The sequence below is a fragment of the Pseudoalteromonas sp. EB27 genome (genome assembly GCF_001974875.1).
Lineage (GTDB): Bacteria > Pseudomonadota > Gammaproteobacteria > Enterobacterales > Alteromonadaceae > Pseudoalteromonas.
The window spans coordinates 20,771-46,465 of record NZ_MTQD01000005.1; the positions used below are offsets into that span (position 1 = coordinate 20,771).

Here is a 25,695-nt window from a genome sequence, read left to right on the forward strand (position 1 = left end):
TAAGTGTAAACACCTTGAATTACCAGCAAAAAAAAGCCCACCTATGGTGAGCTTTGTAACAATACATTTAAATGTAACAGCATAAATTGCGATATAAATTATAAATGCTGCTTATAAACCTCAAGTGCTTGGCTTAAATCGCTAATTAAATCTTCAACATCTTCAAGGCCAATATGCAGGCGAATAACCGGGCCTAAATCCCAACCTGTATTTGAACGTAGCCCTTTCATAGTTAAATTAGCGGTTACTAAACTTTCAAAACCGCCCCACGAAAAGCCCATTTTAATATGCTCAAGGTTATCTAAAAATGCATCAATCGCTTTTTGATTACCGGTTTTCATCACAAATGAAAACAACCCATTACTGCCATCAAAATCACGTTTAAAAAACTCATGCCCTGGGCAGGTTTCAAATGCAGGGTGGCGAATATGATCAACAAGCTCATGTTGTTCAAGCCATTTAGCTACTTCTATTGCTGCTTTTTCATGTTGATTTAAACGCACACCCATTGTACGCAGGCCTCTAAGCGCTAAATACGCATCATCGGCACTGGTACATTGCCCTAGTAAGTACGAGTTTTCGCGCAAGGTTGGCCAGTACTTTTTATTAGCAACAGCCACACCCATCATTACGTCTGAATGGCCAACAATGTACTTTGTTGCAGCCTGAATACTAATATCAACACCGTGCTCTAGCGGGCGATAATGCAAGCCGTTACCGTAGGTATTATCAAGCATGGTCATTACGTTGTGCTCATTGGCTACTTTTACCATAGCGGGCACATCTTGCACTTCCATCGTAATAGAACCTGGAGACTCTAAAAACAACACTTTAGTATTTGGCTGAATGTAATCTTTAATACCTGCGCCAATGGTTGGCGGGTAATAGGTTGTTGTAATGCCCAGCCCCACTAAAATTTTATCGCAAAAATCGCGAGTTGGTTCGTACACGTTATCAACCATTAAAATATGATCACCGGTTTTTAAAAACGATAAAAATACTTGGCTGATCGCCGCCGCGCCACAAGGGTATAATGCACACCCTTCGCCGCCCTCAAGTTCTGTAATCGCTTCTTGCAGCGCAAAGTGTGTTGTTGTTCCCCGGCGCCCATAAAATAACGTTTTATCGCCACGGGTTTTAGCCGCTTCTTTTAAATCGGCTACAGTATCAAATACAATGGTAGATGCCCGTTGTACAACGGGGTTTACTACGCCATGTGTATAGGCTTTTTTGCGCCCTGATGATACCAGCTGAGTGTTTTTATTACTTTTACTCGACATTGTTAATCCTTAAGGGTTTGTGCGCCAATGCTCAATTAAATAACGAGAGATAGAGTCGGTTCTAGGCAGCTTTAAATGCTCCCCTTCTTCGTGCCAATTACCAAATTGCTCTAAGTCTTCACGACTAAACCATTTTGCATCGTCTAGCTCTTCTTTATCTACGTTAATTTCCTCAGATGTCGCCTCTGCAAAAAAACCAAGCATAATTGACGATGGGAACGGCCAAGGCTGAGATGCTACATAACGTACATTATCAACCTCTATACCTGCCTCTTCTTTAACTTCACGTGCAACAGCTTGTTCTAGTGTCTCCCCTGGGTCTACAAATCCAGCAAGCGACGAATACATACCGATAGGCCACGCAGCTTGGCGACCTAACAAGCAGCGTTCTACTCCATCAGCAAAGACTTTAGTAACCACCATAATTACCGCAGGATCGGTGCGTGGGAATGTAGGATGCTTACAGTTTTCGTTTTCACATACACGAGAATGCCCGGCTTCCACTGAACGATTTTTACTACCACAGCGCCCACAAAAACGGTGCGTGGCATGCCAATAACATAACCCTCTCGCAAGGGCCGCTATTGAGGCATATTTAATGGTTACTTGAGGCCCATATTGGCGAATATCAAAAAACTGAGCGCCCTCTATTAAAGGCGAAAGTACGCTTTCATCCAGATCAGAAACATCCAATGCAAACACACCATGTTTAGCATTATTTAAACCAACAAAAATAGCACTCGTTAAATCTAAATGTGCCACTTGTTGATACGTTAAATAGCTTACTTTAGGGGTATCTTTAATAAATAAGGTTTGATTATTTTTAACTAAAACCCATTTACTTTGCGCCGACATTTGCGCTTTAAGCCACGATGGGTCTTTACGAAAATTTGAGCCTCTATCTAGTGGCATGTTGCTGTAATGAAGCATGTAAGTCCTTGGTAACTCGTTATGCTTTAAAATTACCATAATCATTTAGCAAACCCAATTGATTACAGTAATAAAAAAAGCCTATATAAGGCTTAATTCATCTATTACGGCTTTGTATTAAAATCTCTCATGTTGCAGGCACTTAGCTTGCATTTTTTTAACTATTTTTTCTATTAAAGTAGCAAAGTATTATCAATTAAATGAAATTGCTCAGCGCTTTGTTTTAATACCTCAGCGGTTAACCGATCAGCACCGTAAACATCGCACGGTACATTATATTGATTTTTTAAATGCCCAAGTAACAAGGCAAAGTCACCATCGCCAGAGAGCAAAATAACCTTATCAAGATTTTTACCCTGCTCTAACATGTCTATTGTTATGCCTACATCCCAATCGCCTTTAGCACTTCCATCACGACGTTGAATAAATGGCTTTAGCTTTACGTCAAAACCAATCGCACGCAAAATATTCTGAAACTGATTTTGCTTTTCATCCCCTCGATAAATAGCATACGCAAAAGCACATTCAATATTGTATTGCGCTTGCATTACCCGCCAAAACGCATTGTAGTCAAAGTTTTTTCCGTAACTCTCGCGGCACGTGTAATAAATATTTTGCACATCAACAAAAATACCGACTCGTGGTTTCGTGCTTTGCTGCTCGTTTTGTAAAGTCATTTAGTGTCCTAATGAGGATTAATAGCAATTAAAATAAGTGTACCTTGCAATTTATATTTAAGTAACCTAAATTAGTTACTTACCCTTATGTAACCAATATTGGTTACATATTAAAAAGTAACCATTTTGAGATTTTTATGATTGGTGTGATCAGCGGCGATATTATTAAATCGCAAACCATCCCTAAGCAGCAATACGATGCCATGCTTTACCAACTAGAGCAAAGTTTGCGAAATATTTCGGGTGAGCAAACCCTTTGGAATATATACCGAGGCGATGCCTTTCAGTTACAAGTTAATAACCCTGAGTATCTTTTTAAAAACGCTATACTAGTGTATTTACACCTTAAATCATCAGGTTATGAGCTACGCCAAAGCCTAGCGCTTGGGCAAATAGATAACCCACGCAGCGATATAAAAACAGCAACCGGCTCTGCTTTTACCCTTTCGGGGCAAGCCCTTGATAAAATAAGCAATCAACGCTTTGTTTTTAATATTAATGAGCAGCAGCTCGATGAAAGCTTAAATCTTAATTTAGCCTTTGCTGACGTATTGCTCACTAAAATCACACAAAAACAAGCAAATGCCCTGTATGTCTATTTAACATCATCAGACAACAGCCATGCGGCACTAGCTAAAGAGCTTAAAACAAGTCGCGAAAATGTAACAAAACTACTAAATTTAGCGCATTACCAACTTATAGAGCGCTTCATTAAGCACACACAGCACGTTATAAAAAATATAATTAAAGGAGGTGAATAATGGCGTTTTCACTTTTACTGGTCGCACTTATTATTGGCCACTTACTCGCTGACTTTTACTGGCAACCTATGAGTTGGGTAAACGAGAGAAACACTCGTCACTTTAAAGCCACTAAGCTTTATTTTCATGTACTCGTGCATGGTGTAACAAGTGCACTCATCGTTACCGTGTGGGAATACACATTTGGCTGGCAGCAACTAAGCAGTGTTTTAATTGCAACGGCAAGCATTATGGTGAGCCATTATCTTATTGATATAGCTAAATCGTATTCTAATAAAGGCGTGGTACCTTTTTTACTTGATCAAATAGCGCACATACTCGTTATTATTGCGCTCAGTATTTGGCTAACTGATAACAGTAGCTTTATGGCTGCAATTAATAATATGCTCACTGATCCCAAAATACTGTGGGTGGTATGCGGTTATTTAATTATTTTGAGTCCTAGCGCCGTATTTATAAGAATGATGTTAGAGCGTTTAACAAGTAACTTTTCAAGTACTGGTAGCTTAGTGCTTGCAGGGCAAAGCATTGGTATGTTGGAGCGCGTACTTATGCTGAGCTTTATATTGCTTGACCAATTTGCAGGGCTCGGCTTTTTACTTGCCGCAAAATCGGTATTTAGGTTTGGCGATTTAAGTGCCAGTAAAGATAAAAAACTTACCGAGTACGTTATGCTCGGTACACTACTTAGCGTAAGTGTGACTTTATTTGTAGGTTTAGGTGTTAACTATTTAATCAGCTAATAACACATTACAGGCAATAAAAAACGCGCTACTTCTATTTATTCAAAAGAAGGGAGCGCGTTTTTTTGTATCAGCACTTAACTAAATTCTAAATTAATTAAACGCCAATATAATCTTTAATAATGATTAATCGTTATTTGTGCGACGGCGGCGTTGGCCATTACCGCCAACAGATTCACGCTTTGCCCATGGGTTTTGCGCGCTGTCATCTGTTTTAGCTGCTGGCTTTTTAGAACCACCTCGGCGTGGGCCGGTACCATTACCACCATTGTTCGGCTTTTTACTGTTAGGCTTGCTGCTATCAGATTTAGGCTTATTAAAAGGCTGCTTTTTCTTAGGTTTTTTAGCTGGCAGTGGGCGAGCATCTAATGCGCGCTCTGCTACTGGGTTAATAGGCTCAAAACCGTCCTCTTCAGCACGCGGTATAAGCTCACCAATAAAGCGTTCAATACCGTATAAATCAACAGCATCTTCTGTTGTTACAAACGAAATTGCATGACCCGATGCACCAGCACGGCCTGTACGGCCAATACGGTGAACGTAATCTTCATATACGTTTGGTAAGTCGTAGTTAACAACATGCGGTAATTCAACAATGTCTAAACCACGTGCAACAATGTCTGTTGCTACTAGTACGCGTACTTCACCACTTTTAAAACCATCAAGTGCTTTAACACGTGCGCCTTGTGATTTATTACCGTGAATAGCCGCGCCTACAATATCATCGCGCTCTAGTTGTTTAACTAAACGGTTAGCACCGTGCTTTGTACGGCTAAACACTAATACTTGTTGCCAATCGTTAGTGCGAATCAAGTGGCTTAGCAATGCTGTTTTACGTGTTTTATCTACCGCGTAAACGCACTGAGTAACACTCTTAGCTGTGGTATTTTTTGCAGCAACTGAAATTTCAACTGGGTCATTAATTAACCCTTTTGCTAATGCGCGAATTTCATCTGAAAATGTAGCTGAAAACATCAAGTTTTGACGTTTAGCAGGCATTTTAGCAATTAAGCGTTTAATGTCGTGAATAAAGCCCATGTCTAACATGCGGTCAGCTTCATCGAGTACAAGCACTTCAACGCTATCAAATTTAACGGCATTTTGATTATGTAAATCAATTAAACGACCCGGCGTTGCTACTAAAATATCAACACCTTTACGAAGGCGCTGCATTTGTGGGTTAATTTTAACGCCACCGTAAACTACAAACGAGCTCACATCCGAATGCTTAGCGTACTCTTCAACGTTTTCGCTTACTTGCAAAGCAAGCTCACGTGTAGGCGTTAAAATAAGTGCACGTACGTGGTTACTTTTAGCTTTAGGGCCAGAAGACAAACGTTCAATAAGTGGTAATGTAAAACCTGCTGTTTTACCAGTACCCGTTTGCGCTGCCGCCATAACATCACGGCGTTCAATAATTGCAGGAATTGCTTGAGCCTGAATCGGCGTTGGCGTTTCATAGCCCTTTTCTAAAACCGCATTAACCAAAGACTGTGATAAACCTAAACCTTCAAAACTCATATAAACTCTCTTTTAAATTAGGCTACATTAGCCAGTTGCGCGCATTATACCTGTAGTAGCTAAGAATGCATGCCATTATTTACGTTGCGAGCAATTGAGCATAGCTTAATAAAATTAAACCTGTGACCAAGTTGCTTAAAAATGCAAAAAACGGCCATAAGCCGTTTTATATTTATACTTAATTACTCTAAGTATAAGAGTTACTTAACACCTAACTCGCGCAGGCGTTCTTGCAAGTAGCTATCTGCCGTGTAGCGCTCTGAAAGCACAACATCTGGATGCGGGTGTAAAAATAACGGCAGTGATATACGCGATTTAGTAGATGCTTTGCCCGTTGGGTTAATTACACGGTGAATTGTCGATGGGAAATACCCGCCCGACGCTTCTTGTAGCATGTCGCCAATATTAATAATTAAGCTGCCAAAATCACATGGCACGTCTAACCAACCGCCATCTGTTTTTTGAACTTGTAAACCAGGCTCATTAGAAGCTGGCAATACAGTCAATAAATTAATATCGCCGTGAGCTGCTGCGCGAATAGCACCTGGCTCTTCATCACCTGTCATTGGCGGATAATGTAAAATACGTAACAATGTTTGCTCAGAACCGGCAATCATGTCTTTTAAATCAATCGAAAACTTAGCACGTACATCAGCTGGAGATTCAGCCTGCACCCAGCTTAGTAAAGTACCAGCAAATTCACTTGCTAAACGGTAGTATTCACGTACATCAGCTTCAAGCTCTGCAGGAACGCGACCTTTAGGGTACACATGGAAGTACTCTTTAATGTCTTTTATTGTAAAGCCTTTCGCTACTTCAGATACTGAAGGCGGAAAGTAACCGTCTTGAGTTTCTTTAGAGAATAAAAAGTCCTGCTTTTGCTCTGAGTTAAAAAAGTCTTGCCAATTTTTGTAAATAGACTCAACTAAAGACTGTGGGATTGGGTGGTTTTTTAAAACGCCAAATCCAGTATTTCTTAATGATTCAACAAATTGTGCAGCCGCATCGGGAGCTTTATAATCAACAGTAGGTAATTGCATTGTACGTTCCAGTGAATAGGTTGTGAGAAGTGAACTGCTTCAATAGTAGCAAATAGCTAAGATAAAGTAGCAAAGCCTTCATTATAGCGCTATGCGAGGATAGACAAATGACCTTAAAAACATAAGGACATATGTCCGCAAAGCATAGCCGCCGCCACTTAGCTTGATCAAAATCAACTTATAAAAAAACGTTGAATTTGCAAGGTTTAGTAACAATCTCTGGTCTACTACTATAATGTATTTTATTTGTGTAAATAAGGCTCCCCATGCGACAAAAAGTATCTTTTAAAAGCGGCGATTTAGAACTTGCCGGCCAACTTGAACTTCCCTCTGGTGACGTTAAGTTTTACGCGCTATTTGCACACTGCTTCACATGCGGAAAAGACATAGCAGCAGCTACACGTATAAGCCGTGCACTTACGCAACAAGGCATAGCTGTACTGCGTTTTGACTTTACCGGTTTAGGCAATAGCGATGGCGACTTTGCTAACAGTAACTTTTCATCGAACATTCAAGATTTAGTTTCAGCGGCTGATCATCTGCGTAAGCACTTTGCAGCGCCGCAATTACTCATTGGCCACAGTTTAGGCGGCGCTGCGGTACTGGCTGCTGCTGAGCACATTCCTGAAGTATCGGCCATTACAACTATTGGTGCACCGTCAGATGCGCAGCACGTAGCGCATAATTTTAAAGCACATCTCGATGAAATTAACGCAGCCGGCGAAGCAAAAGTAAGCCTAGCAGGCCGCGAATTTACCATTAAAAAACAGTTTATAGACGATATAGCCAAGTACGATAAAAGCCACATTAGTAAGCTTAAGCGCGCATTATTAGTAATGCACTCCCCTATTGATGCAACTGTAAATATTAACGAAGCCGAAAAAATTTACGCATCAGCTAAGCATCCTAAAAGTTTTATTAGCCTAGATAACGCCGATCACTTACTTACTAATAAAAACGATGCCGACTACGCTGCAGAAATTATTGCAACGTGGGCTAATCGCTACGTTAAATATGACAAAACAAAATACGCCGCAAGCCTAACGGGTGGCAATGTACTTGTTGAAGAAAAAGATCATATATTTACTCAGCACGTAAGCACCAAAGATCATACTTGGCTTGCCGATGAGCCAATAAAGGTAGGCGGTAAAAACTTAGGCCCCGATCCGTATCATCACTTATTGGCGGGGCTTGGTGCCTGTACAGCAATGACACTGCGCATGTACGCTACACGTAAAAACTTAGCGCTAGAGCATGTCAAAGTAGAACTTGATCACACTCGAGATTACAACAAAGATTGCGACGATTGTGAGCAAACCGGTAACCTAGAAGCCATTACCCGTAAAATCACTTTAATCGGTGATTTAACACAAGAGCAGCGCCAGCGTTTACTCGAAATAGCCGACAAATGCCCTGTGCATAAAACACTACATAACAATCCTGTTATTGTAAGTGAATTGGTAGAGTAACTACCATAAAAGTAATATAGCGCAGCTAACACTGCGCTATGATTTAACTTTTATAAACCTAATTTTTACTAGCTAAAAATCCCTCTACTTCTTTACTCATTCTATCCACCAGCCATATTGGTCCGCCATCGTACATATCGTTATGGCGTGATTTTTCTATCATTATTTGTGTAACAGGAAACTTATCCAGCTCTGAATCGTTTAACAACACATTCGCATCAGCGGGGTAATCACTACCACGAAGCGTAAGTACGCGAATGTTTTTATTGCGTGGGATCAACATGCGGCGATGATCGAGAGTAATAATTTGGCTTACTTCATTAGGGTAAATAGAGCCGTATAACGCCGAAATATCCCCGCCATTAGAATGCCCAAATAAGGCGAGCTTTGTAAAGTCGTACGCTGGGTATTTACTCGATAGCTCATTAACTAAAAACTTAAGCGTTACTACGCCACGGTGCCAGTTTTCCATGCGAGTGGTTAAGTAAGGTTGCTCACGATTAAGGTAAGGGTCACTTTTTAATTCATGTGCAACGGCTACTGTTAAGTATCCGCGCTGATTAAACACATTACTAGCAAACGTGTATTCGTTATGGCTAATACCGTAGCCCCCATTAATAAACGCCACAGGGCATTTTGCTTGCGCTGTACACTTAGCATTATTAGCTGGCAATGTAATATTGATAGGAATATCGCGATTACGGCTTTTATCAGTCATAACGTTGTCATTTGCATAGCTTGTTGTGCTCATAACTAATGTGCTTAGAGCTAGTGCGCTTAATATAAAAAGCTTTTTAAGTGTTTTTTGCATATTTAAATTTATATAAATTATTGTTTTTAATTAAAAATAACTTTTACTTTATAGCTTTGCATTCTCTATTGTCAAACTATGCGATAATAGCCGCCATTGTTTAAATATATTTAGTAAAAGATCCAATAAATGAAATCATACAATAGCATTCAAGAACGTATAGAAATTTTAGAAGACAAACTAACTGCAATACATGACGAAATCGAAACACTAAAAGCACCTGCTAAAAACAACAATGAACGTATTATTTTTAAGTTTATTGAAACAGGCAGCACAGGTAAAACGAAGGATTTTGTTCGTGAGTTAGGTATTAAATCACCGCGTGACGGTTTGTTTTCGTCAGGTGATGTTACAAAACTAATTAAAGATGGCGCTGAAGATATTTCACCAGCGTTATTAGAAATCGCAAGACAGCTTGCCAGTGCACGTAATAAAAATGGCCCAAGCCGTTAATTACGCAGTCACGCAGTATCTAGAAGCCCAGCTAAGCTGTCGCTTCTAGGTATGTAACCATATTAAACTAAATTAATCACAAAGCTCTATATCAAGGCTGGTAAGCAGATTAAGTGCTTCGAAGCGATCAAACTTAGCATTCGCTAACATATTATTATTCAAATCTATATTAAACGCTGTAGCACCTACAAAGTCACATTTTGTTAAGTTAGTTTGAAAAAACTCACTATCGCGAAAATCTGTTCCTGTAAATTCACTACCGCTTAAATCAGCGTGTCTAAAATCAACATTTTTGGCAAAGCAGTGTGTTAGTTTGAGGGCTTTGAGAGTTAATTCAAAAAAAGAACTATTACTGAGCTCGCAATAATTAAAACTCACCGGTGCGTTAATACTAAGCGCTGGCCAATCTACATCAGCCCATTGCAAACTATTTAATTTACAGTGGCTAAAACTTACATTTTCAAGCGAACTGTAGTTCCATTTAAGTGACGATAAATTACAGTTTTTAAAACTACATTCTATAAATCGGCAATTTTTAAACTGCCCATCTGAAAAGTCGCAATCGATAAATATACACTCTTCAAACTCAGAGTTTTCAGTTAATTGCTCTGCGTACTGTAAAGCATTAAATTGTTCATCAAAATACTGGTTATTATTACTTAACAACACAATTCACCTATTAAATTTAACCCGTGTAGCCATTACTTTTAGGTAAATCTTTTTTAAGCGCAAGCACTGCAATAAAAATCAAAGCAAGTAGTGGAAATAGCGCTAAACAGCCACCCACAAAAGCTAAAACACCCGGCATAGTACTTTTACGCTTACCTATTTTGTAGCTAATTACAGCAAAAATAGGAATACACAGCACAATAATAAAAACTAAAAACTCACCAAATAAGGTTGCATTGATCGACATAATAATTCCTTTTTCGTCTGTTCGTTTAAAACACACTCCGCTATAAATTTAACCATAAAAAAACCCTTAAGCATATAACTTAAGGGTTTTTAAATTCAGCTCAAAAGCTAAGTAATAATTACTCTTCGCTTGATACTTCTTTTTCTACAACACTAATTGCAAGCTCAGCTAACGAATCAAGGTTAGGTTTACTTGGCGCGTTGGTTAATAAACACGACGCTTGTGTTGTTTTAGGGAAAGCAATAACGTCACGAATGTTATCGGTACCACATAAAAGCATTGCTAAACGGTCAAGGCCAAATGCTAAACCAGCATGTGGTGGTGTGCCGTATTTAAGTGCATCAAGTAAAAAACCAAACTTGTCTTGTTGCTCTTGCTCGTTAATACCTAAAATTCTAAATGCGGTTTCTTGCATATCTGCATTATGAATACGTACCGAACCACCACCTACTTCGTAGCCGTTTAATACCATATCGTAGGCGTCTGAAATAGCAGCGGCTGGGTTTGCTTCAAGCTCACTTGCAGTAATATCTTTTGGTGCAGTGAATGGATGATGTACAGCATGTAATGTGCCTTCGTCATCTTCTTCAAACATTGGGAAATCTACAACCCAAAGTGGTGCCCAGCTATTAAGGTTAGTGATTTCTAAATCAACACCAATCTTAACGCGTAGCGCGCCCATTGCTTCATTTACTGTGTTGCGCTTATCGGCACCGAATAAAATAATATCGCCAGACTGTGCATTAGTACGCTCAAGTAATTTTGTGATTACGTCTTCGCTTAAAAACTTAGCCACTGGCGATTGAACACCTTCAGCGCCTGCAGTGTGGTCGTTTACTTTCATCCACGCCATGCCTTTAGCGCCGTAAATACCAATAAACTTAGTGTAATCGTCAAGTTGTTTACGAGAAAGCTTAGCGCCACCCGGTACAGTTAACACAGCAACGCGACCTTTTTCGTCGTTAGCCGGACCTGAGAAAACATTAAACTCTACGTCTTTAACTAAATCTGCAACATCAACTAATTTCATCGGGTTACGTAAATCTGGCTTATCAGAACCGTAAAGGCTCATTGCCTCGCTGTAAGGCATGATTGGAAAATCGCCTAAATCAACGTTTAGCAATGTTTGCCACATTTCGCGGATCATTTTTTCAGTCATACCACGTACTTGATCAGAGCTCATGAACGAGGTTTCTATATCTATTTGGGTAAATTCTGGTTGGCGATCGGCGCGTAAATCTTCATCACGGAAACATTTAACAATTTGGTAGTAACGGTCAAAACCCGACATCATCAACAATTGCTTAAACAACTGTGGAGACTGTGGTAAAGCGTAAAAGCTACCTTTATGAACACGACTCGGTACTAAGTAATCGCGCGCGCCTTCAGGTGTTGCTTTAGTAAGTACAGGTGTTTCGATGTCTAAAAAGCCGTTTTCATCTAAAAAGCGACGAACAAAGCTGCTTGCTTTAGCACGTAATTTAATACGGTCACTCATTTCTAGACGACGTAGGTCTAGGTAACGGTATTTTAAACGACGCTCTTCTGAGTTTACTTGGTTAAAATCAAGTGGTAATGGCTCTGAGCGGTTAATAATATTAAGCTCTTTACCTAAAATTTCAATTTCACCTGTTGCCATGTCTTTATTTACTTGGCTGTCTGGGCGTGCGCGAACAACACCTTTTAACTGAACACAAAATTCTTGGCGAAGTGTGTTAGCCGAACTCATTAACTCTTCAATATCAGAATCGAATACAACTTGTACTAAACCTTCTCTATCGCGTAAATCGACAAAGATAAGTCCACCAAGGTCACGTCGTTTGTTGATCCAGCCACATAGTTCTACTTCTTGATCTACGTGAGTTTTATTTAGCTGTCCGCAATATATAGAGCGCATAGTTTTCCTGTCAGATAAAAGGCTTAAACGGTTAAAGTTATTTGTTTTAAGGCGTGTGATTTAAAAAACAGGTCACCACAATACAAATAAAGCCGCTAGCAATCTAAAAATAATCAAATTAAGCCCTGCATTATACCCAAGTAGTATCAAGATGCTAGGGCGTGTGCCGCTTTTGCCCCTGAATTTACAGCAGCTCGTTTTGTTATTTGCTACACTATCGCCACTTTATAATAAGGCGCTAGTTTGTATGTTATATATTGGATGCCCGCAGTGGTCGAGCAATGCATGGAAAGGCAATTTATTTTCAAGCCAATGTAAAAACGCCGATATGCTTAGCCAATACGCTCAGCATTTTAATTCAGTCGAAGGCAATACCAGCTTTTACGCCGATCCATCGCCAAGCACCGTGTTGCGCTGGGCAAATAGCGTTCCCGACGATTTTAAATTTACTTTTAAGTTTAATCGTCGCTTTAGCCACGAGCTGCACCTAACTAATGTTCAAACCGAGCTTACTGATTGGCTTAACTTGTTCTCCCCTATTTTAGAAAAAACTGGGCAGATCATGCTGCAATTACCTAAAGCATTTGGTCCTGGTGACTTACCCAAACTCGCCCAATTTATTAGCCTATTACCAAAAGAGGTTAATTACGGTGTAGAAGTACGTCATACTGCATTTTTTCAAAAGGGTGAAGCCGAAATAGCACTTAATCAGTTATTAATGGTAAACAACATAAATCGCATATCGATGGATACTCGCGCCCTATTTGCCGTAAAACCAACAACCGAAGCGCTAATAGATGCACAGCAAAAAAAGCCCCACTTACCGGTACATGCAATAGCTACTGGCTCAGAGCCTATGGCGCGCTTTGTAATAGCCGATTTACAAAATGACTTTAAACCCTTTTATAAACCGTGGCTAAGTAAAGTAAAACAATGGCTTGATGAAGGAAAAACGCCTTATGTGTTTTTTCATACAGCAGATAACCGAGAAGCGCCGTTATTAGCTCGCCAGTTTTGTAAGGACCTTGGTTATGATCACAAAGCATTAAACCTATTTACTGGCGAAAAAGAAGCCCACCAGCAAGCACTTTTTTAAAAGTAAAACGACAGAGAAATAATAATGAGTGAATACGCACGTTACTTTACCGGCTACCCAGCTAACATTGTTGAGCAAGTATTAAGCCTTATAAATAACAAAAAGGTATGTGACTACTTACTTAAAAAGTACCCGCAAGCACATACCATTACTAGCGATAAACTACTTTATAGCTATGCAACCGAGCTTAAAAAACAGTATTTAAAAAATGCGCCACCATTTGGTCGTGCAGCATTTAAAAAGCAAGGTGACATGGTTACTAATGCACTTGGTACACATACTTATCGAATGCAAGGTAAAACCCGCAAACACGATTTAGCGATAAACAGCGACTTACTCCGCGCTCCCGAGCCATTATTAAAAGCGTTAGTGGTACATGAGCTCGCCCACTTTAAAGAAAAAGATCACAACAAAGGCTTTTATCAACTTTGCTGCCATATGGAGCCGAGTTATCACCAGCTAGAGTTAGATTTAAGAATTTTTTGTGTGGTCGTCGCAATGGGAGAAAATCCTTATTTAAAATAAGGATTTTACCGTTGTTTAACTGAGTGAAAATAACGCCCATGCTTAAGTTAATATTTCCTTCCATAACCAAGCGTTCATACCCAGTCTTTTATCCCCGTAAGCAACTCACAACTTAACGCCTGTCCTTAATAAAAACAAAAAGTTTAAAACTACATAATTGCCCTACATTTGAGAACTACACTCTGTAATAGCTAATTCTTTCTATGTACTCTTAATCTTTGGAGTTTTAAATGATGAAAAATACCTATGCCTTTTTACTCAGTGCACTGTGCTGTGTAACCTTAAGTGCCTGCAACGAGCAAAACAGCCAATCACTTCAACAATCAAACCTCAATGATTTTACTCTAACAAGCTCAAAGGTAAGCGGTGGCGGTAACTTGCCTATTACTTATACGTGCGATGGGCAAAGCATTAGCCCTCCACTTAACTGGAGCGGTGCACCTGACACAACCAAATATTATGCATTAATTATGGATCATAAAGCGCCAGAGGGAATGCATTGGTATTGGACCATGTATAATATTACCGCCGATAAAACACAAATTAAAGCGGGCGAAACTCTCGGTGAAGTAGGCTCTAATAGCGTAAACGATTTAAACCAATACGCACCGCCTTGCTCTAAAGGTCCGGGTGAAAAAAGCTATACTTATACTGTGTACGCGTTATCTGCACCGGTTACCTTTAATAGCGATACAAAAGTAGATCGCTCAGCATTACTCGCTGCTGTAAAAGATATTACGCTCGATACTGCAAGTATGACGGTTAAATACTCGCGAAGCGCCAATAGCGCCGAGCACAAACCTAATGCAAGACCAAAACCAAATGAGCAACCAAAGCCTGATAAATCATATTTAACCGCTAACGTAAAATCACCTCGTTGCGATGCTATTACACAATCAGTGAGTAATGCAGGGTTTGATAAAAGCGTATCTGTTACGTGCGATGAACAATATGCTTATATTGCCTCATCTACTTATCCTGATCATGAAGTAATGACTGGTATTACAGGTACTAACGAGCAAATACCCGTTCCAGCTAAAGACTACGCCGCACCTATAAAACTAAATCCTAAAAAAGCGAAAGCAATTACTACAATTGATGCAGCCGTAGGTGTTGCCGTTAATGGCGTACCAATATACGACTATTCTTCGCAAGGCGAACTAGACGTAAATAGCTACGATGAGAAACACGACACTTTAGCACTCGGACAGTTAGATATATGCGGCGGACACGCAGGACGAGGTGATGACTACCATTACCACGTATCGCCAACGTGTATGATTGACACAATGAAAAACCAATCAAGCGATGCCATTATTGGTTGGGCTTACGATGGTTACCCGCTCTATGGTAGTAAAAACCCAGACGGCAGTGCAATTGCCAAAGGTGACCTTGATGTATGTAATGGGCAAGCCGACGACACATTTGGCTACCGCTATCAAACATCAGCTACGCCGCCGTATATTATTCAGTGCTTAGTAGGTGAAGTAGATACCGCAAAATTACCAAGAGTGTCACCATTGAATGGCGATACTCAAGGTATAAGAGCCGACTTGCGCCCGCCACAAGGAGGCGTTAAAAACCTAACGCACACAATCTCTGAAAACGGCAGCCGTACAATGAGCTATTCATACAAAGGCGAAAACTACTTTACTACGTACAGCCCTGCATCAGAGGGAAAAGACTGTTATAACTTTAAACAAAAAACTATCAGTAATGGTGGCAAGGTTCAAACAGGTACATTTTGTAGAGGTCCGCAACCAAATCACCTTACTCCTACAGTCACTAAGCAAAATACAAATCCTGCCATTACAGGCAAGCATAACTTAAAGCTAGAAGCATGGGCTGATAACTGGTTTACAGCCTACATAGGCGAGCAGTTACTTGTTGAAGATTCTGTGCCTATAACCACAGAGCGTTCATTTAATGCACAAAGCATTACGTTTTCTGCAAACTACCCTATTGAGCTTAATTTAATAATTAAAGACTTTAAGCAAAACGACACTGGGCTTGAATACATCGGCGCTAAAAATCAGCAAATGGGTGATGGCGGTTTTATTATGCAACTTACCGACACCAATACAAATAAAGTGGTTGCGGTAAGCAATAAAAGCTTTAAATGCGAAATACTTCACAAAGCGCCGCTTAACAAATTATGCGAAAGCGAAACAAACCCTGTTGCGGGCGAAGGCGCTTGTACGTTTATGTCAAAAGAAGCACCAACTAACTGGCTGCAAAGTAACTTTGACGATACGAATTGGGCTAATGCAGTAGAGCACAACTTTGCCGATGTAGGACCAAAAGACGGTTACGACGATATTAACTGGGATGAAAACGCAAAATTCATATGGGGCGAAGACTTAGAAACCGACAACACCCTTATTTGTAAAGTAACTATTGAGCAACCGCTATAAACAAAAAGGTCTCCGCTTCAATAAAAGGTAATGATTATGTATTTTTTTAAAAAATTAAAATGGCTAATGCTAGCGTGTATTTTAACAAGTATGTGCGCTCAAGTGAGCGCACATGTATTAAAAAACACAACAGCCCAAGTAATTTTAAGAGATGGACAAGTTGAAGTAAAAGTATTAACTAATGCTGAGCATTTAATCTCAGCGCTGCAAAGCGAGCAAGCATGGCTTATGGGCGATATTGATAAGCTTATGCCTACAAACTTAAGTGCAGAGCAACAAGAAGAGTTTGTAAAAAATGCACTTAAACAAAAAACGAGCTTACGTGTAAATCAGCAAGTTATCGTGTTTGAACGCGTCGTTTTTACCACCAGCAACAACGAAGCGCACGACCTAGAAATTGTTTTTCAAGCGAAGCACTCATTTACAACAGTAGATGAACTTGCCATATCGTTCCCTAAAAGTTTAGGTGCAGTACACGCAAGCTTTGTAAAACCACAATATAAGTTACTGGGTGCTGGCGATACCGCAAAAATAAAGTTCTAGCCCAAGAATCAACATACCTAAAAGCTTACTTAAAAAGGATTTTAGTAAGCAACTCCCTAAATACGCTAATTGTAGGCACATAATCAATATGCAATACTGCTTGGTACGTTAACGTCATGATCTTTACTATTTGCCAATCAGTGAAATTAATACATAAATTCTTTTTAGCTTTTTTTATCACTAATATCGCCCTTGTTGGGCTTATGTTTGTGTTTATATACATGACCTTTTCGTCAGGTTTTAACGGCTTTATTGAACAAGAAGAAACAAAACATGTAGCAATGGTTAAGCATCAACTTATTGAGCTTTATAGCGGATTAGGCAGTTGGCAACCCATTACACAAAGCACGCAATTATGGCGCTCTATTGTAGAGCCGCAAAAAAAGCCAGGCGAGCCCAAAGCGAATAAACACACAAGCACCCCACCCAAACCAAATAACAGCAATGCAACGCCTTCTTTATTGTGGGTACACTTACCTGCAGGTTCCCTTAAAACAGGGCAACGTATAAGTTTATATGATCAAAATAAAAAGGTTGTTATTGGTAGGGCTAATTTAAACGACAACCCACATATAGAACCTATTTTATTAAACAATAACGTTATAGGCTGGATAGGTTTAGTACCTTCAAAACTTGTGCAAAGTAGCCCAACAAAAGCATTTTTAGCAGCGCAATTTCATAACTATTTTATGATCACATTACTCGTTATTGTGCTCGCATTTATTATGGCTATTGTGTTATCTCGCCATTTAATAAAACCAATAAAGCAAATAGTGACTGGCACCGATGAGTTAACAAAAGGAAATTTTGCCAGCAGAATCATCCCCTCTAGTAAAGATGAGCTAGGTACCCTATCCAACAACTTTAACGCCTTAGCCCACACGCTTGAGCAAAACCAACAAATGCGATTCCAATGGGTGTCAGACACATCCCACGAATTAAGAACCCCACTTACTGTACTACGCTCGCATTTACTAGCCGTGCAAGATGGCGTATTTACAGCCGACACAAAGCGTATTAATTTACTCATAAACCAAGTAGATAACTTAAGTCACATTGTTGACGACCTAGCTCAACTAGCACAAACAGATAGCGTTAATTTAACCTATGACAATGCGCGCATTGATTTAATCACTATTTTTGAGCAATCAATTGAAAACTACACCGCTCGCTTTAAAGAGCGTGAATTAAATGTAGACAGCAAAAGCTTAACCAAAGCCGGCAAATGTACAATAAATGGCGATAAAGAACGCCTTGTACAATTATTTTCAAACCTGTTAGAAAACACCTGCAGATACACGCATAAAGGTGGGCAAGTAATAATACTTGCCAACAAAACACACAATAATATTGAGCTTATTTTACAAGACTCAGCACCAAGTGTTTTATCAAACGACTTACAAAAATTGTTTGAGCGTTTTTATCGCGTTGAAAAATCTCGAAGCCGAGAGCACGGCGGCTCGGGCTTAGGGCTTGCACTTTGCAAACAAATAGTAGAAGCACATGGTGGTCAAATATCGTTGCACAACTCACCACTTGGTGGGCTAGAAGTTAAAATAACGCTGGCACTTTTAGGTTAAAATAATGGCATCACAAAAAATACTTATCGTTGAAGACGAAGAAAACATTGCAGAGGTACTTATTGCCTACGCTAAGCAACAAGATTACGAAACTGAGCACTTTAATAGCGGCAAAGGTGTAGTTAGTTTTGTAAAACAAAACGCAGTAGATTTAATACTTCTTGATTTAATGTTGCCAGATGTTGATGGCATAGAGCTATGTAAGCAAATTAGAGCCTTTTCAAGTGTGCCTATTATTATGCTTACCGCAAAAAGTGAAGAAATAGAACGCTTACTGGGTTTAGAGCTCGGCGCCGATGACTACATATGCAAACCTTTCAGCCCTAAAGAAGTTATAGCGCGCATACAGGCAGTACTAAGAAGGACCAGCCAGCCTAAAACCAACATCATCAATCATAATAATTTTCAATTACACAAAGACGATTACGAAGCGCGCCTAAACGGCAAAAGTATTGGCTTTACCGCCGTCGAGTTTAAAATATTTTTACTATTTATAAGCCACGTAGGTCGTGTTTTTACCCGCGAAGATATTATTAATAACGTATACAGCGACACAACCGACATATACGATCGCAACATTGATACACACATTAAAAATATACGAAAAAAGATTAACGACGTTCAAGCAGGACTAAACCCAATAGCGGCAGTTTATAGCGTAGGTTATAAGTTTAAAGAGTAGGTTTACTTATTCAAATAAAGCTAACATGACGAAAAAGCGCGATATAAATCGCACTTTTATTTTAATCACTAATCTGATCGCTAACAGCTAAAGATTAATAGCTGAGCAGTCGTTAGGTATCGTTTCACTCAACCCAAAGCTGACACATATCTGTTTTGGTGTTGTGAAGAATCAAACTGAATATCAGCCCCAAGCTATTTAAAGAAAGCTTGAGGCTGATTAGAAGAGATGGTATCTACGTAAATAAACTTAAAGCCCCAGGCCTGCCATAAAATCATCATCACCATCATCTTGCTCTACTGCTTTAGATGATTTTTCTTTGTCCGCTTTTTTACGAGCTTCGTTTTCAATTATGTCATCTGGGTCTAGTGCTTCTGCTATATCAAAGTCGTGTAATTTAATAAACTCTGTTTTATCCATCGCTAATTCCAAGTAAAAAATATTTTGTTTACTTGTGGTGAATGTTACGCGGCGGGCCTGCGGGCGATCCATTGTGGTATCTACCGATATTTGCACTTGCTTATTTATTGCCATCATTTTTGGCTGATTTTGTGTAATAGACGTATGTAATTGCTCGCGTACTTTAGACGTAAAGTCGCCAACAATTTGGTTCATTAACTCGCCTAATACGTTTGATACGTCGTCTGATAAATGGCTATGCGCTATTTCATCTTCTGGCATCCCCATGTTGCGCATGTAATCGCCATAAATTTCCATCGCCGCTTGCGAAGTAAAGTTGGTAATTACAAGCCCGGTAAAACCGCCGTCAAATAAAACAAAGCAGCCAATATCTGGTCGCATGCATGTACGCGTTATTTTTTGCACCATGGCTGAGTAGCTAATACCATTACCGCTGGCTGATGTGAGTACGCCTGTCACTGAATGACAAAGGGTTGCTAATATATCGTCTGTGCTAATGACCTTACTTTTGCTCATTTAATCTTCTCTTTTATACTTATTATTCATAATTCTAGTCAAGCTACTGAATTTATCACTGACTATCCAGTATAAAATGTTAAAATAGCGCCATTATTTACAAAGAGACTGCCTTCGTGACCATAAAAGACAGTATTTATGCCTCTGAGCAACAAGTAAAAGATTTTAGCTTTGACCAAAATGTAGTCGAAGTTTTTCCAGATATGATCCAGCGCTCTGTGCCTGGCTACGCAACTATTGTCAGTACAATGGGTAAACTTGCGGGTGAATACGCGCAAAGTAACTCAAATCTTTATGATTTAGGCTGCTCTTTGGGCGCAGTAACACTTAGCATGCGACGAAATATTCGCACCGATAACTGCCATATAATAGCGGTAGATAACTCTCAAGCTATGGTTGAGCGTTGTAAGGTACATTTACAAGGTTTTAAATCAGATGTGCCTGTTACTGTTACTTTAGGCGATATTAACGAGCTTGAGATTCAAAACGCCTCAGTAGTAGCAATGAACTTTACGCTGCAGTTTATTCCGCATGCTCAGCGCCAAGCCGTGCTTGAAAAAATATACGCTAATTTAAAACCAGGTGGTGTATTGCTGCTAAGCGAAAAAATTAAAGCGCAAAACGAGCAATGCGACAATTTATTGATTGATTTGCACCACGACTTTAAACGACACAATGGTTACTCTGAGCTTGAAATAAGCCAAAAGCGTACCGCCATCGAAAACGTTATGCGCCCAGATACACTAAGCGCTCACTTTACTCGCTTAAAAGATATTGGTTTTAGCCAAACTCAAGTGTGGTATCAATGTTTTAATTTTTGCTCAATGGTAGCAATTAAATAAAGAGAGTCATCCATGTCTCAATGGTTTAACCAATTTTACGCATCTATCGCACAAAGCCCACTTAGTCATTGGCTAGAAACCCTACCTGCACAATTAAAACATTGGCAGTTAGAGGCAAGCCATGGTGATTTACCTAAATGGCAAAAAGTACTTAAAAACTTACCAGAGGTGGCTACAACACATGTTGATATCTCTACTAAGGTAGAAATTGGCGCCTCAGGGGAGATGAGTGATGGCGAGCAAAAGCAAGCCATGCATTTATTAAAACGCATGATGCCATGGCGCAAAGGCCCATTTAGTGTGCACGGTATTGAAATAGACACAGAGTGGCGCAGTGATTGGAAGTGGGACCGCCTGCTGCCTCATATTGAGCCATTAAAAGGCCGCACCGTTTTAGATATTGGTTGTGGCTCTGGCTATCATTTATGGCGTATGCGTGGTGAAGGCGCAGAGTTTGTGGTGGGTATTGATCCGTCTGATTTATTTTTATGTCAGTTTCAGGCAATTAAACACTACAACCCAGACGAAAATGTGCATTTACTGCCACTAGGCGTTGAAGCATTACCCGAGCTTAAAGCGTTTGATACGGTTTTTTCGATGGGCGTACTTTATCATCGTCGCTCACCTATCGACTTTTTAGCGCAGTTAAAAGCGCAGCTTCGCCCAGGCGGCGAACTCGTACTTGAAACGCTAGTAATTGAAGGTGACGAAAACACAGTATTAGTCCCTACTGATCGCTACGCTAAAATGCGCAACGTTTGGTTTATTCCAAGTACTGCAGCATTAAAGCTTTGGATGGAACGCGTTGGCTTTAAAGATGTGCAAATAAAAGATTGCGCTATAACCACGCTTGAAGAACAACGCAAAACCGACTGGATGGAAAACGAATCGTTAATCGACTTTTTAGATCCAAACGATACAAGTAAAACAATTGAAGGCTACCCTGCTCCACTTCGAGCCATATTAACTGCAAAAGCATAGCTGTTAATTTAACGCCTTTAATTACTAAAAAAACGCCTATGGGCGTTTTTTTGTTTATTTAAACAACAGACAGCGGACAAGTGTCCTTGTTAATTATTTCAAAATTACATTTGAGCTAGCCGCGACCCTGCAATTGTTGTAAAATACGCGCGTTTCTAAGCAACCCAAAACAACTATTTTGAGGAAAACCTGTGAGCGAACAAAAACAGTCTCTAAGCTATAAAGACGCGGGCGTAGATATCGACGCTGGTAATGCACTTGTTGAGCGTATTAAAGGCGTAGTTAAAAAAACTCGTCGTCCTGAAGTAATGGGCGGAATTGGTGGTTTTGGCGCACTTTGCGAAATTCCTGAAGGCTACAAGCAACCAGTATTAGTTGCAGGCACAGATGGCGTTGGTACTAAACTACGTTTAGCAATCGACTTAAAAAAACACGATACTGTTGGTATTGATTTAGTTGCAATGTGTGTAAACGACTTAATTGTTCAAGGTGCTGAACCCCTGTTTTTCCTAGATTACTATGCAACTGGTAAGCTAGATGTAGACACAGCAGCTGACGTAGTTACAGGTATTGGCAAAGGTTGTGAAATTTCAGGTTGTGCCCTAATTGGTGGCGAAACAGCTGAAATGCCAGGTATGTATGATGGTGAAGACTACGACATGGCAGGCTTTTGTACAGGCGTTGTAGAAAAATCAAAAATTATTGATGGAACAAAAGTAGCGGCAGGCGATCAGCTTATTGCACTTGCTTCAAGCGGTCCTCATTCAAATGGCTTCTCTTTAATTCGTAAAGTACTTGAAGTGTCAAAAGCTGATACCAGCGCTGACTTTGAAGGTAAAACATTAGGCGAAACCTTACTTGAGCCTACGCGTATTTACGTAAAACCTTTACTTGAGTTATTCAAAAACGTTGACGTACATGCGCTTTCGCATATTACTGGCGGCGGTTTTTGGGAAAACATTCCACGCGTATTACCCGCTTCAGCAAAAGCTGTAGTTAAAGGTGATAGCTGGCAGTGGCCACCTATTTTTAACTGGTTACAAGAAAACGGTAATATTACTACACACGAAATGTACCGTACATTTAACTGTGGTGTAGGTATGGTTTTAGTAGTCCCTGCAGACAAACTTGAGCAAAGCTTAACAATGCTAAAAGACTTGGGCGAAAATGCATGGCACCTTGGTGAAATTCAAGATGCAGCAGCTGGCGAAGAGCAAGTTGAAATTGTAGGTGGTGCTAAGTAATGGCACCGACTCGTCTGGTAGTTTTAATCTCAGGTAGTGGCTCTAATTTACAAGCCATCATAGATGCCTGCGAACGTGGCGAGATAAACGGACATATAGCGGCTGTTATTAGTAATAAAGCTGACGCTTATGGCCTAGAGCGTGCAAAACAAGCAGGTATTGCTACAAAAGTGCTCAGTCATAAAGATTTTGACTCGCGCGAAGCGTACGATGCGCAATTAATGAACGTTATCGATTCTTTTATGCCAAATCTAGTTGTATTAGCTGGGTTTATGCGTATTCTTACTCCTGGCTTAGTGCAAAAATATGTTGGAAAAATGTTGAACATTCATCCATCTTTGTTGCCTAAGTATCAGGGGCTGAATACCCACCAAAGAGCAATTGATGCAAAAGACGATGTTCATGGCGTAAGTGTTCACTTTGTTACTGAAGAATTAGACGGCGGTCCCGTTATCCTTCAGGCGCAAATACCTGTACTCAAGGATGATACAGCAGAAACATTAGCAAAACGCGTGCATGAGCAAGAGCATATAATTTATCCTTTGGTGGTCAAGTGGTTCAGTGAACACAGACTTACTATGGAAGCAGATTATGCAGTTCTTGACAAAAAACAACTTCCTGCACACGGCGCGCACTACCCACAATAAAAAAATAAGTGCCCTGTTGTTATGTGCGGGCGCTTTACTTCCAACTAGCCTAATTGCAGGCGAATTGACCCAGTATCAAGCTAATTACGATATTTTACGCAAAGGTAAAAATCATGGTGAGGCTGTTCGTGAGCTCAAAAAAACGGGCGATGATACTTATGAACTAACATACCACAGCAATATTGAGTGGATGATCTTTTCTGATTCTCGTGAAGAAACATCAGAGTTTACCTTTAAAGATGGTAAGGTTACCCCGCATCATTACAATATGATCCGCACCGGTACAGGCCCAGATAAAGATTATAAGATTGATTTTGATACGACAAATAAGGTAGTGACTAGCAGCGCTAGCGAATACCCACTAAAATGCGAATGGACTGATGAATTTCAGGATGCTATTTCGTACCAAGTGCAAGTCCGCGAAGGATTGAAAAAAGGTGAAACGAGCTTTTCATTTCCGCTTATAGACAAAAAAGGTAATCGCCGCGACTACAACTTTGAAGTATCTGGCACCGAGATGATTTCGTTGCCTATTGGTAATGTAGAAGCCATTAAAGTAAAACGTTTATACGATAACGATAAACGCCAAGCGATTGCGTGGTTTGCGCCAGAAATGGATTACATGCTGGTACGTATGTGGAAAGGCGAAAAAGGTATGGAGCAGTTTGAAGTTCAAATGAATTCATTTACTGTTACTGCACCTACAGCTGTTGCGCCTGCTACAGCACAACAACCTCAAGAAGCTAACTAGCTTTTAAATAAATCAGTAATAAAATAGGTGGGCTAAATTAGCTCACCCATCTTAAACAATGCAAATTCTCCCGGCTCCATTTTTTGCCAACGCTCATCGTTAGTTAATGGCCTTGTTGTTATTACCGTCACTACATCGTTTGGTGTGGTCTCTTGTTGAAAATCAACCACCATGTCGGCATCAATCAACGTTGCTTTACCAAATGGCGCACGGCGCGTTATGTAATGTAAGTTATTAGTGCAATACGCTAAAACAAACACCCCGTCGGTCAATAACATATTAAACACCCCTTTTTCACGCAACGTATGCGACAACTTAGCAGCGTATCTAAAAACCGACGCCATATTACTTGGACGCTTTGGGTATTTTTCGCGAATTTTATCAAGTAACCAACAAAAAGCGAGTTCACTATCGGTGTTACCCACTGGGCGATAGTACTCTGTTTTTAAATCATGATAATTAGATAACTGCCCGTTATGAGCGTAAGTGATTTCACGCCCCCATAACTCTCGCGTAAAAGGATGAGTATTTTCAAGACATACTCGCCCACGGTTACCTTGGCGAATATGGCTAATAACCGAGACACTTTTAATTGGGTATGCTTTAACGAGCTTTGCAATTTCAGATTGATAACTCGGCTCAGGATCTTTAAAGGTTCTACAACCTTTACCTTCGTAAAACGTAATGCCCCACCCGTCTTTATGTGGTCCCGTGTTTCCGCCACGCTCTAAAAGGCCTGAAAAACTAAAACAAATATCGGTAGGCACATTGGCTGACATGCCAAGTAATTCACACATTAATAAAATAACCTTTAAAAACCATACATTAAAATAAATAGCGTTATATTTGTGTATTAAGCGTACACTAATTTGCAGCCCGCTATAACGGCTATACTTACTTAAAAAATGTCATTTTGCTATTAGATTTATTTATTTTTACGTTAACACTACTTACGG

General features: G+C 39.9%; 26 protein-coding genes. 15 read left to right on the forward strand and 11 right to left on the reverse strand.

What is annotated here, in order from left to right; translation table 11 throughout:
* Positions 1 to 98: 98 nt before the first annotated feature.
* From BW142_RS06905 to BW142_RS06915, 3 genes are all read right to left on the reverse strand, one after another.
* Positions 99 to 1,280, reverse strand: coding sequence for a cystathionine beta-lyase (locus BW142_RS06905; RefSeq protein WP_024599821.1), 1,182 nt, complete (start codon positions 1,278 to 1,280; stop codon positions 99 to 101).
* 9 nt (positions 1,281 to 1,289) lie between these two features.
* A complete protein-coding gene (gene nudC / locus BW142_RS06910) occupies positions 1,290 to 2,210 on the reverse strand; it encodes an NAD(+) diphosphatase (RefSeq protein WP_076924505.1) in 921 nt (306 codons plus the stop codon).
* Positions 2,211 to 2,383: 173 nt separating this feature from the next.
* A complete protein-coding gene (locus BW142_RS06915; RefSeq protein ID WP_024594121.1) occupies positions 2,384 to 2,887 on the reverse strand; it encodes an NYN domain-containing protein in 504 nt (167 codons plus the stop codon).
* A 137-nt stretch (positions 2,888 to 3,024) separates the two neighbouring features.
* Between BW142_RS06915 and BW142_RS06920 the strand changes: the two genes are divergently transcribed.
* Both BW142_RS06920 and BW142_RS06925 read left to right on the forward strand, forming a co-directional pair.
* A complete protein-coding gene (locus tag BW142_RS06920; protein ID WP_024599823.1) occupies positions 3,025 to 3,648 on the forward strand; it encodes a hypothetical protein in 624 nt (207 codons plus the stop codon).
* Positions 3,648 to 4,391, forward strand: coding sequence for a DUF3307 domain-containing protein (locus BW142_RS06925; protein WP_076924388.1), 744 nt, complete (start codon positions 3,648 to 3,650; stop codon positions 4,389 to 4,391). The genes BW142_RS06920 and BW142_RS06925 overlap by 1 nt, the downstream gene beginning before the upstream one ends.
* A gap of 126 nt (positions 4,392 to 4,517) precedes the next feature.
* On the opposite strand, the gene BW142_RS06930 is transcribed toward BW142_RS06925, so the two are convergent.
* On the reverse strand, positions 4,518 to 5,912 hold the full coding sequence (locus BW142_RS06930) for a DEAD/DEAH box helicase (RefSeq protein ID WP_008172585.1): 1,395 nt from the start codon (positions 5,910 to 5,912) through the stop codon (positions 4,518 to 4,520).
* A 200-nt stretch (positions 5,913 to 6,112) separates the two neighbouring features.
* Positions 6,113 to 6,952, reverse strand: a complete 840-nt coding sequence (locus BW142_RS06935) for a 2OG-Fe(II) oxygenase family protein (protein ID WP_024599825.1) — start codon at positions 6,950 to 6,952, stop codon at positions 6,113 to 6,115.
* Between the two features lie 266 nt (positions 6,953 to 7,218).
* On the opposite strand from BW142_RS06935, the gene BW142_RS06940 reads away from it, so the two are divergent.
* Positions 7,219 to 8,421, forward strand: coding sequence for a bifunctional alpha/beta hydrolase/OsmC family protein (locus BW142_RS06940; protein ID WP_076924389.1), 1,203 nt, complete (start codon positions 7,219 to 7,221; stop codon positions 8,419 to 8,421).
* 58 nt (positions 8,422 to 8,479) lie between these two features.
* On the opposite strand, the gene BW142_RS06945 is transcribed toward BW142_RS06940, so the two are convergent.
* On the reverse strand, positions 8,480 to 9,232 hold the full coding sequence (locus tag BW142_RS06945; RefSeq protein ID WP_076924390.1) for an alpha/beta hydrolase: 753 nt from the start codon (positions 9,230 to 9,232) through the stop codon (positions 8,480 to 8,482).
* A 129-nt stretch (positions 9,233 to 9,361) separates the two neighbouring features.
* Here BW142_RS06945 and BW142_RS06950 point away from each other — a divergent pair, with 129 nt between their 5' ends.
* Positions 9,362 to 9,685 carry a hypothetical protein gene (locus tag BW142_RS06950; protein WP_010555318.1) on the forward strand — a complete coding sequence of 108 codons (324 nt, stop codon included), beginning with the start codon at positions 9,362 to 9,364 and terminating at the stop codon, positions 9,683 to 9,685.
* A gap of 72 nt (positions 9,686 to 9,757) precedes the next feature.
* Here BW142_RS06950 and BW142_RS06955 read toward each other — a convergent pair whose 3' ends face one another.
* From BW142_RS06955 to aspS, 3 genes are all read right to left on the reverse strand, one after another.
* Positions 9,758 to 10,354 (reverse strand): pentapeptide repeat-containing protein, encoded by a 597-nt coding sequence (locus BW142_RS06955; RefSeq protein WP_076924391.1) that lies wholly within the window; start codon positions 10,352 to 10,354, stop codon positions 9,758 to 9,760.
* Between the two features lie 16 nt (positions 10,355 to 10,370).
* On the reverse strand, positions 10,371 to 10,601 hold the full coding sequence (locus BW142_RS06960) for a hypothetical protein (RefSeq protein ID WP_076924392.1): 231 nt from the start codon (positions 10,599 to 10,601) through the stop codon (positions 10,371 to 10,373).
* Positions 10,602 to 10,719: 118 nt separating this feature from the next.
* Positions 10,720 to 12,498 (reverse strand): aspartate--tRNA ligase, encoded by a 1,779-nt coding sequence (gene aspS / locus BW142_RS06965; protein ID WP_076924393.1) that lies wholly within the window; start codon positions 12,496 to 12,498, stop codon positions 10,720 to 10,722.
* A 247-nt stretch (positions 12,499 to 12,745) separates the two neighbouring features.
* Here aspS and BW142_RS06970 point away from each other — a divergent pair, with 247 nt between their 5' ends.
* The 6 genes from BW142_RS06970 to BW142_RS06995 all read left to right on the forward strand — a co-directional run bounded on the left by BW142_RS06970 (position 12,746) and on the right by BW142_RS06995 (position 19,338).
* Positions 12,746 to 13,594, forward strand: a complete 849-nt coding sequence (locus tag BW142_RS06970; RefSeq protein ID WP_076924506.1) for a DUF72 domain-containing protein — start codon at positions 12,746 to 12,748, stop codon at positions 13,592 to 13,594.
* A gap of 24 nt (positions 13,595 to 13,618) precedes the next feature.
* The gene (locus BW142_RS06975; RefSeq protein ID WP_007586965.1) at positions 13,619 to 14,119 is read left to right on the forward strand and encodes a YgjP-like metallopeptidase domain-containing protein; all 501 of its coding nucleotides are present in this window, start codon (positions 13,619 to 13,621) and stop codon (positions 14,117 to 14,119) included.
* A gap of 230 nt (positions 14,120 to 14,349) precedes the next feature.
* Entirely contained in the window at positions 14,350 to 16,533 is a 2,184-nt protein-coding gene (locus BW142_RS06980; RefSeq protein ID WP_171972315.1) for a YHYH protein, read from the forward strand.
* A gap of 36 nt (positions 16,534 to 16,569) precedes the next feature.
* Positions 16,570 to 17,076 carry a hypothetical protein gene (locus BW142_RS06985; RefSeq protein ID WP_076924394.1) on the forward strand — a complete coding sequence of 169 codons (507 nt, stop codon included), beginning with the start codon at positions 16,570 to 16,572 and terminating at the stop codon, positions 17,074 to 17,076.
* A gap of 203 nt (positions 17,077 to 17,279) precedes the next feature.
* Positions 17,280 to 18,656: an ATP-binding protein gene (locus tag BW142_RS06990; protein WP_253188805.1), complete on the forward strand. Its 1,377-nt coding sequence runs from the start codon at positions 17,280 to 17,282 to the stop codon at positions 18,654 to 18,656.
* A gap of 4 nt (positions 18,657 to 18,660) precedes the next feature.
* Entirely contained in the window at positions 18,661 to 19,338 is a 678-nt protein-coding gene (locus BW142_RS06995) for a response regulator (RefSeq protein WP_076924396.1), read from the forward strand.
* Positions 19,339 to 19,587: 249 nt separating this feature from the next.
* Here BW142_RS06995 and BW142_RS07000 read toward each other — a convergent pair whose 3' ends face one another.
* Complete coding sequence (locus tag BW142_RS07000) at positions 19,588 to 20,274, reverse strand: DUF3334 family protein (protein ID WP_002959987.1); 687 nt, start codon at positions 20,272 to 20,274, stop codon at positions 19,588 to 19,590.
* A gap of 116 nt (positions 20,275 to 20,390) precedes the next feature.
* Between BW142_RS07000 and cmoA the strand changes: the two genes are divergently transcribed.
* The 5 genes from cmoA to BW142_RS07025 all read left to right on the forward strand — a co-directional run bounded on the left by cmoA (position 20,391) and on the right by BW142_RS07025 (position 24,739).
* Positions 20,391 to 21,116 (forward strand): carboxy-S-adenosyl-L-methionine synthase CmoA, encoded by a 726-nt coding sequence (gene cmoA / locus BW142_RS07005; RefSeq protein ID WP_076924397.1) that lies wholly within the window; start codon positions 20,391 to 20,393, stop codon positions 21,114 to 21,116.
* A gap of 12 nt (positions 21,117 to 21,128) precedes the next feature.
* Entirely contained in the window at positions 21,129 to 22,097 is a 969-nt protein-coding gene (gene cmoB, locus BW142_RS07010) for a tRNA 5-methoxyuridine(34)/uridine 5-oxyacetic acid(34) synthase CmoB (protein WP_076924398.1), read from the forward strand.
* A gap of 191 nt (positions 22,098 to 22,288) precedes the next feature.
* Entirely contained in the window at positions 22,289 to 23,341 is a 1,053-nt protein-coding gene (purM, locus tag BW142_RS07015) for a phosphoribosylformylglycinamidine cyclo-ligase (RefSeq protein WP_002959993.1), read from the forward strand.
* Positions 23,341 to 23,988 (forward strand): phosphoribosylglycinamide formyltransferase, encoded by a 648-nt coding sequence (purN, locus tag BW142_RS07020; protein WP_002959994.1) that lies wholly within the window; start codon positions 23,341 to 23,343, stop codon positions 23,986 to 23,988. The genes purM and purN overlap by 1 nt, the downstream gene beginning before the upstream one ends.
* Before the next feature lie 16 nt (positions 23,989 to 24,004).
* Entirely contained in the window at positions 24,005 to 24,739 is a 735-nt protein-coding gene (locus tag BW142_RS07025) for a DUF3108 domain-containing protein (RefSeq protein ID WP_076924399.1), read from the forward strand.
* 32 nt (positions 24,740 to 24,771) lie between these two features.
* Here the strand turns inward: BW142_RS07025 and BW142_RS07030 are convergent, their stop codons facing one another.
* On the reverse strand, positions 24,772 to 25,536 hold the full coding sequence (locus BW142_RS07030) for a class II glutamine amidotransferase (protein ID WP_024597920.1): 765 nt from the start codon (positions 25,534 to 25,536) through the stop codon (positions 24,772 to 24,774).
* Positions 25,537 to 25,695 lie beyond the last annotated feature (159 nt).

What these genes read in the sequence shown, in the direction of transcription:
- BW142_RS06975 (WP_007586965.1), top strand. Translation starts at nt 13,619, where the DNA reads ATGAGTGAATACGCACGTTACTTTACCGGCTACCCAGCTAACATTGTT.
- BW142_RS06995 (WP_076924396.1), top strand. Translation starts at nt 18,661, where the DNA reads ATGGCATCACAAAAAATACTTATCGTTGAAGACGAAGAAAACATTGCA.
- BW142_RS07030 (WP_024597920.1), bottom strand. Translation starts at nt 25,536, where the DNA reads ATGTGTGAATTACTTGGCATGTCAGCCAATGTGCCTACCGATATTTGT.
- nudC (WP_076924505.1), bottom strand. Translation starts at nt 2,210, where the DNA reads ATGCTTCATTACAGCAACATGCCACTAGATAGAGGCTCAAATTTTCGT.
- BW142_RS06905 (WP_024599821.1), bottom strand. Translation starts at nt 1,280, where the DNA reads ATGTCGAGTAAAAGTAATAAAAACACTCAGCTGGTATCATCAGGGCGC.
- BW142_RS06915 (WP_024594121.1), bottom strand. Translation starts at nt 2,887, where the DNA reads ATGACTTTACAAAACGAGCAGCAAAGCACGAAACCACGAGTCGGTATT.
- cmoB (WP_076924398.1), top strand. Translation starts at nt 21,129, where the DNA reads ATGTCTCAATGGTTTAACCAATTTTACGCATCTATCGCACAAAGCCCA.
- BW142_RS06985 (WP_076924394.1), top strand. Translation starts at nt 16,570, where the DNA reads ATGTATTTTTTTAAAAAATTAAAATGGCTAATGCTAGCGTGTATTTTA.
- BW142_RS06940 (WP_076924389.1), top strand. Translation starts at nt 7,219, where the DNA reads ATGCGACAAAAAGTATCTTTTAAAAGCGGCGATTTAGAACTTGCCGGC.
- BW142_RS06980 (WP_171972315.1), top strand. Translation starts at nt 14,350, where the DNA reads ATGATGAAAAATACCTATGCCTTTTTACTCAGTGCACTGTGCTGTGTA.
- BW142_RS06970 (WP_076924506.1), top strand. Translation starts at nt 12,746, where the DNA reads ATGTTATATATTGGATGCCCGCAGTGGTCGAGCAATGCATGGAAAGGC.
- purN (WP_002959994.1), top strand. Translation starts at nt 23,341, where the DNA reads ATGGCACCGACTCGTCTGGTAGTTTTAATCTCAGGTAGTGGCTCTAAT.
- aspS (WP_076924393.1), bottom strand. Translation starts at nt 12,498, where the DNA reads ATGCGCTCTATATATTGCGGACAGCTAAATAAAACTCACGTAGATCAA.
- BW142_RS06960 (WP_076924392.1), bottom strand. Translation starts at nt 10,601, where the DNA reads ATGTCGATCAATGCAACCTTATTTGGTGAGTTTTTAGTTTTTATTATT.
- BW142_RS06935 (WP_024599825.1), bottom strand. Translation starts at nt 6,952, where the DNA reads ATGCAATTACCTACTGTTGATTATAAAGCTCCCGATGCGGCTGCACAA.
- BW142_RS06990 (WP_253188805.1), top strand. Translation starts at nt 17,280, where the DNA reads ATGTTTGTGTTTATATACATGACCTTTTCGTCAGGTTTTAACGGCTTT.
- BW142_RS06930 (WP_008172585.1), bottom strand. Translation starts at nt 5,912, where the DNA reads ATGAGTTTTGAAGGTTTAGGTTTATCACAGTCTTTGGTTAATGCGGTT.
- BW142_RS06950 (WP_010555318.1), top strand. Translation starts at nt 9,362, where the DNA reads ATGAAATCATACAATAGCATTCAAGAACGTATAGAAATTTTAGAAGAC.
- BW142_RS06945 (WP_076924390.1), bottom strand. Translation starts at nt 9,232, where the DNA reads ATGCAAAAAACACTTAAAAAGCTTTTTATATTAAGCGCACTAGCTCTA.
- BW142_RS07000 (WP_002959987.1), bottom strand. Translation starts at nt 20,274, where the DNA reads ATGAGCAAAAGTAAGGTCATTAGCACAGACGATATATTAGCAACCCTT.
- BW142_RS06925 (WP_076924388.1), top strand. Translation starts at nt 3,648, where the DNA reads ATGGCGTTTTCACTTTTACTGGTCGCACTTATTATTGGCCACTTACTC.
- BW142_RS06920 (WP_024599823.1), top strand. Translation starts at nt 3,025, where the DNA reads ATGATTGGTGTGATCAGCGGCGATATTATTAAATCGCAAACCATCCCT.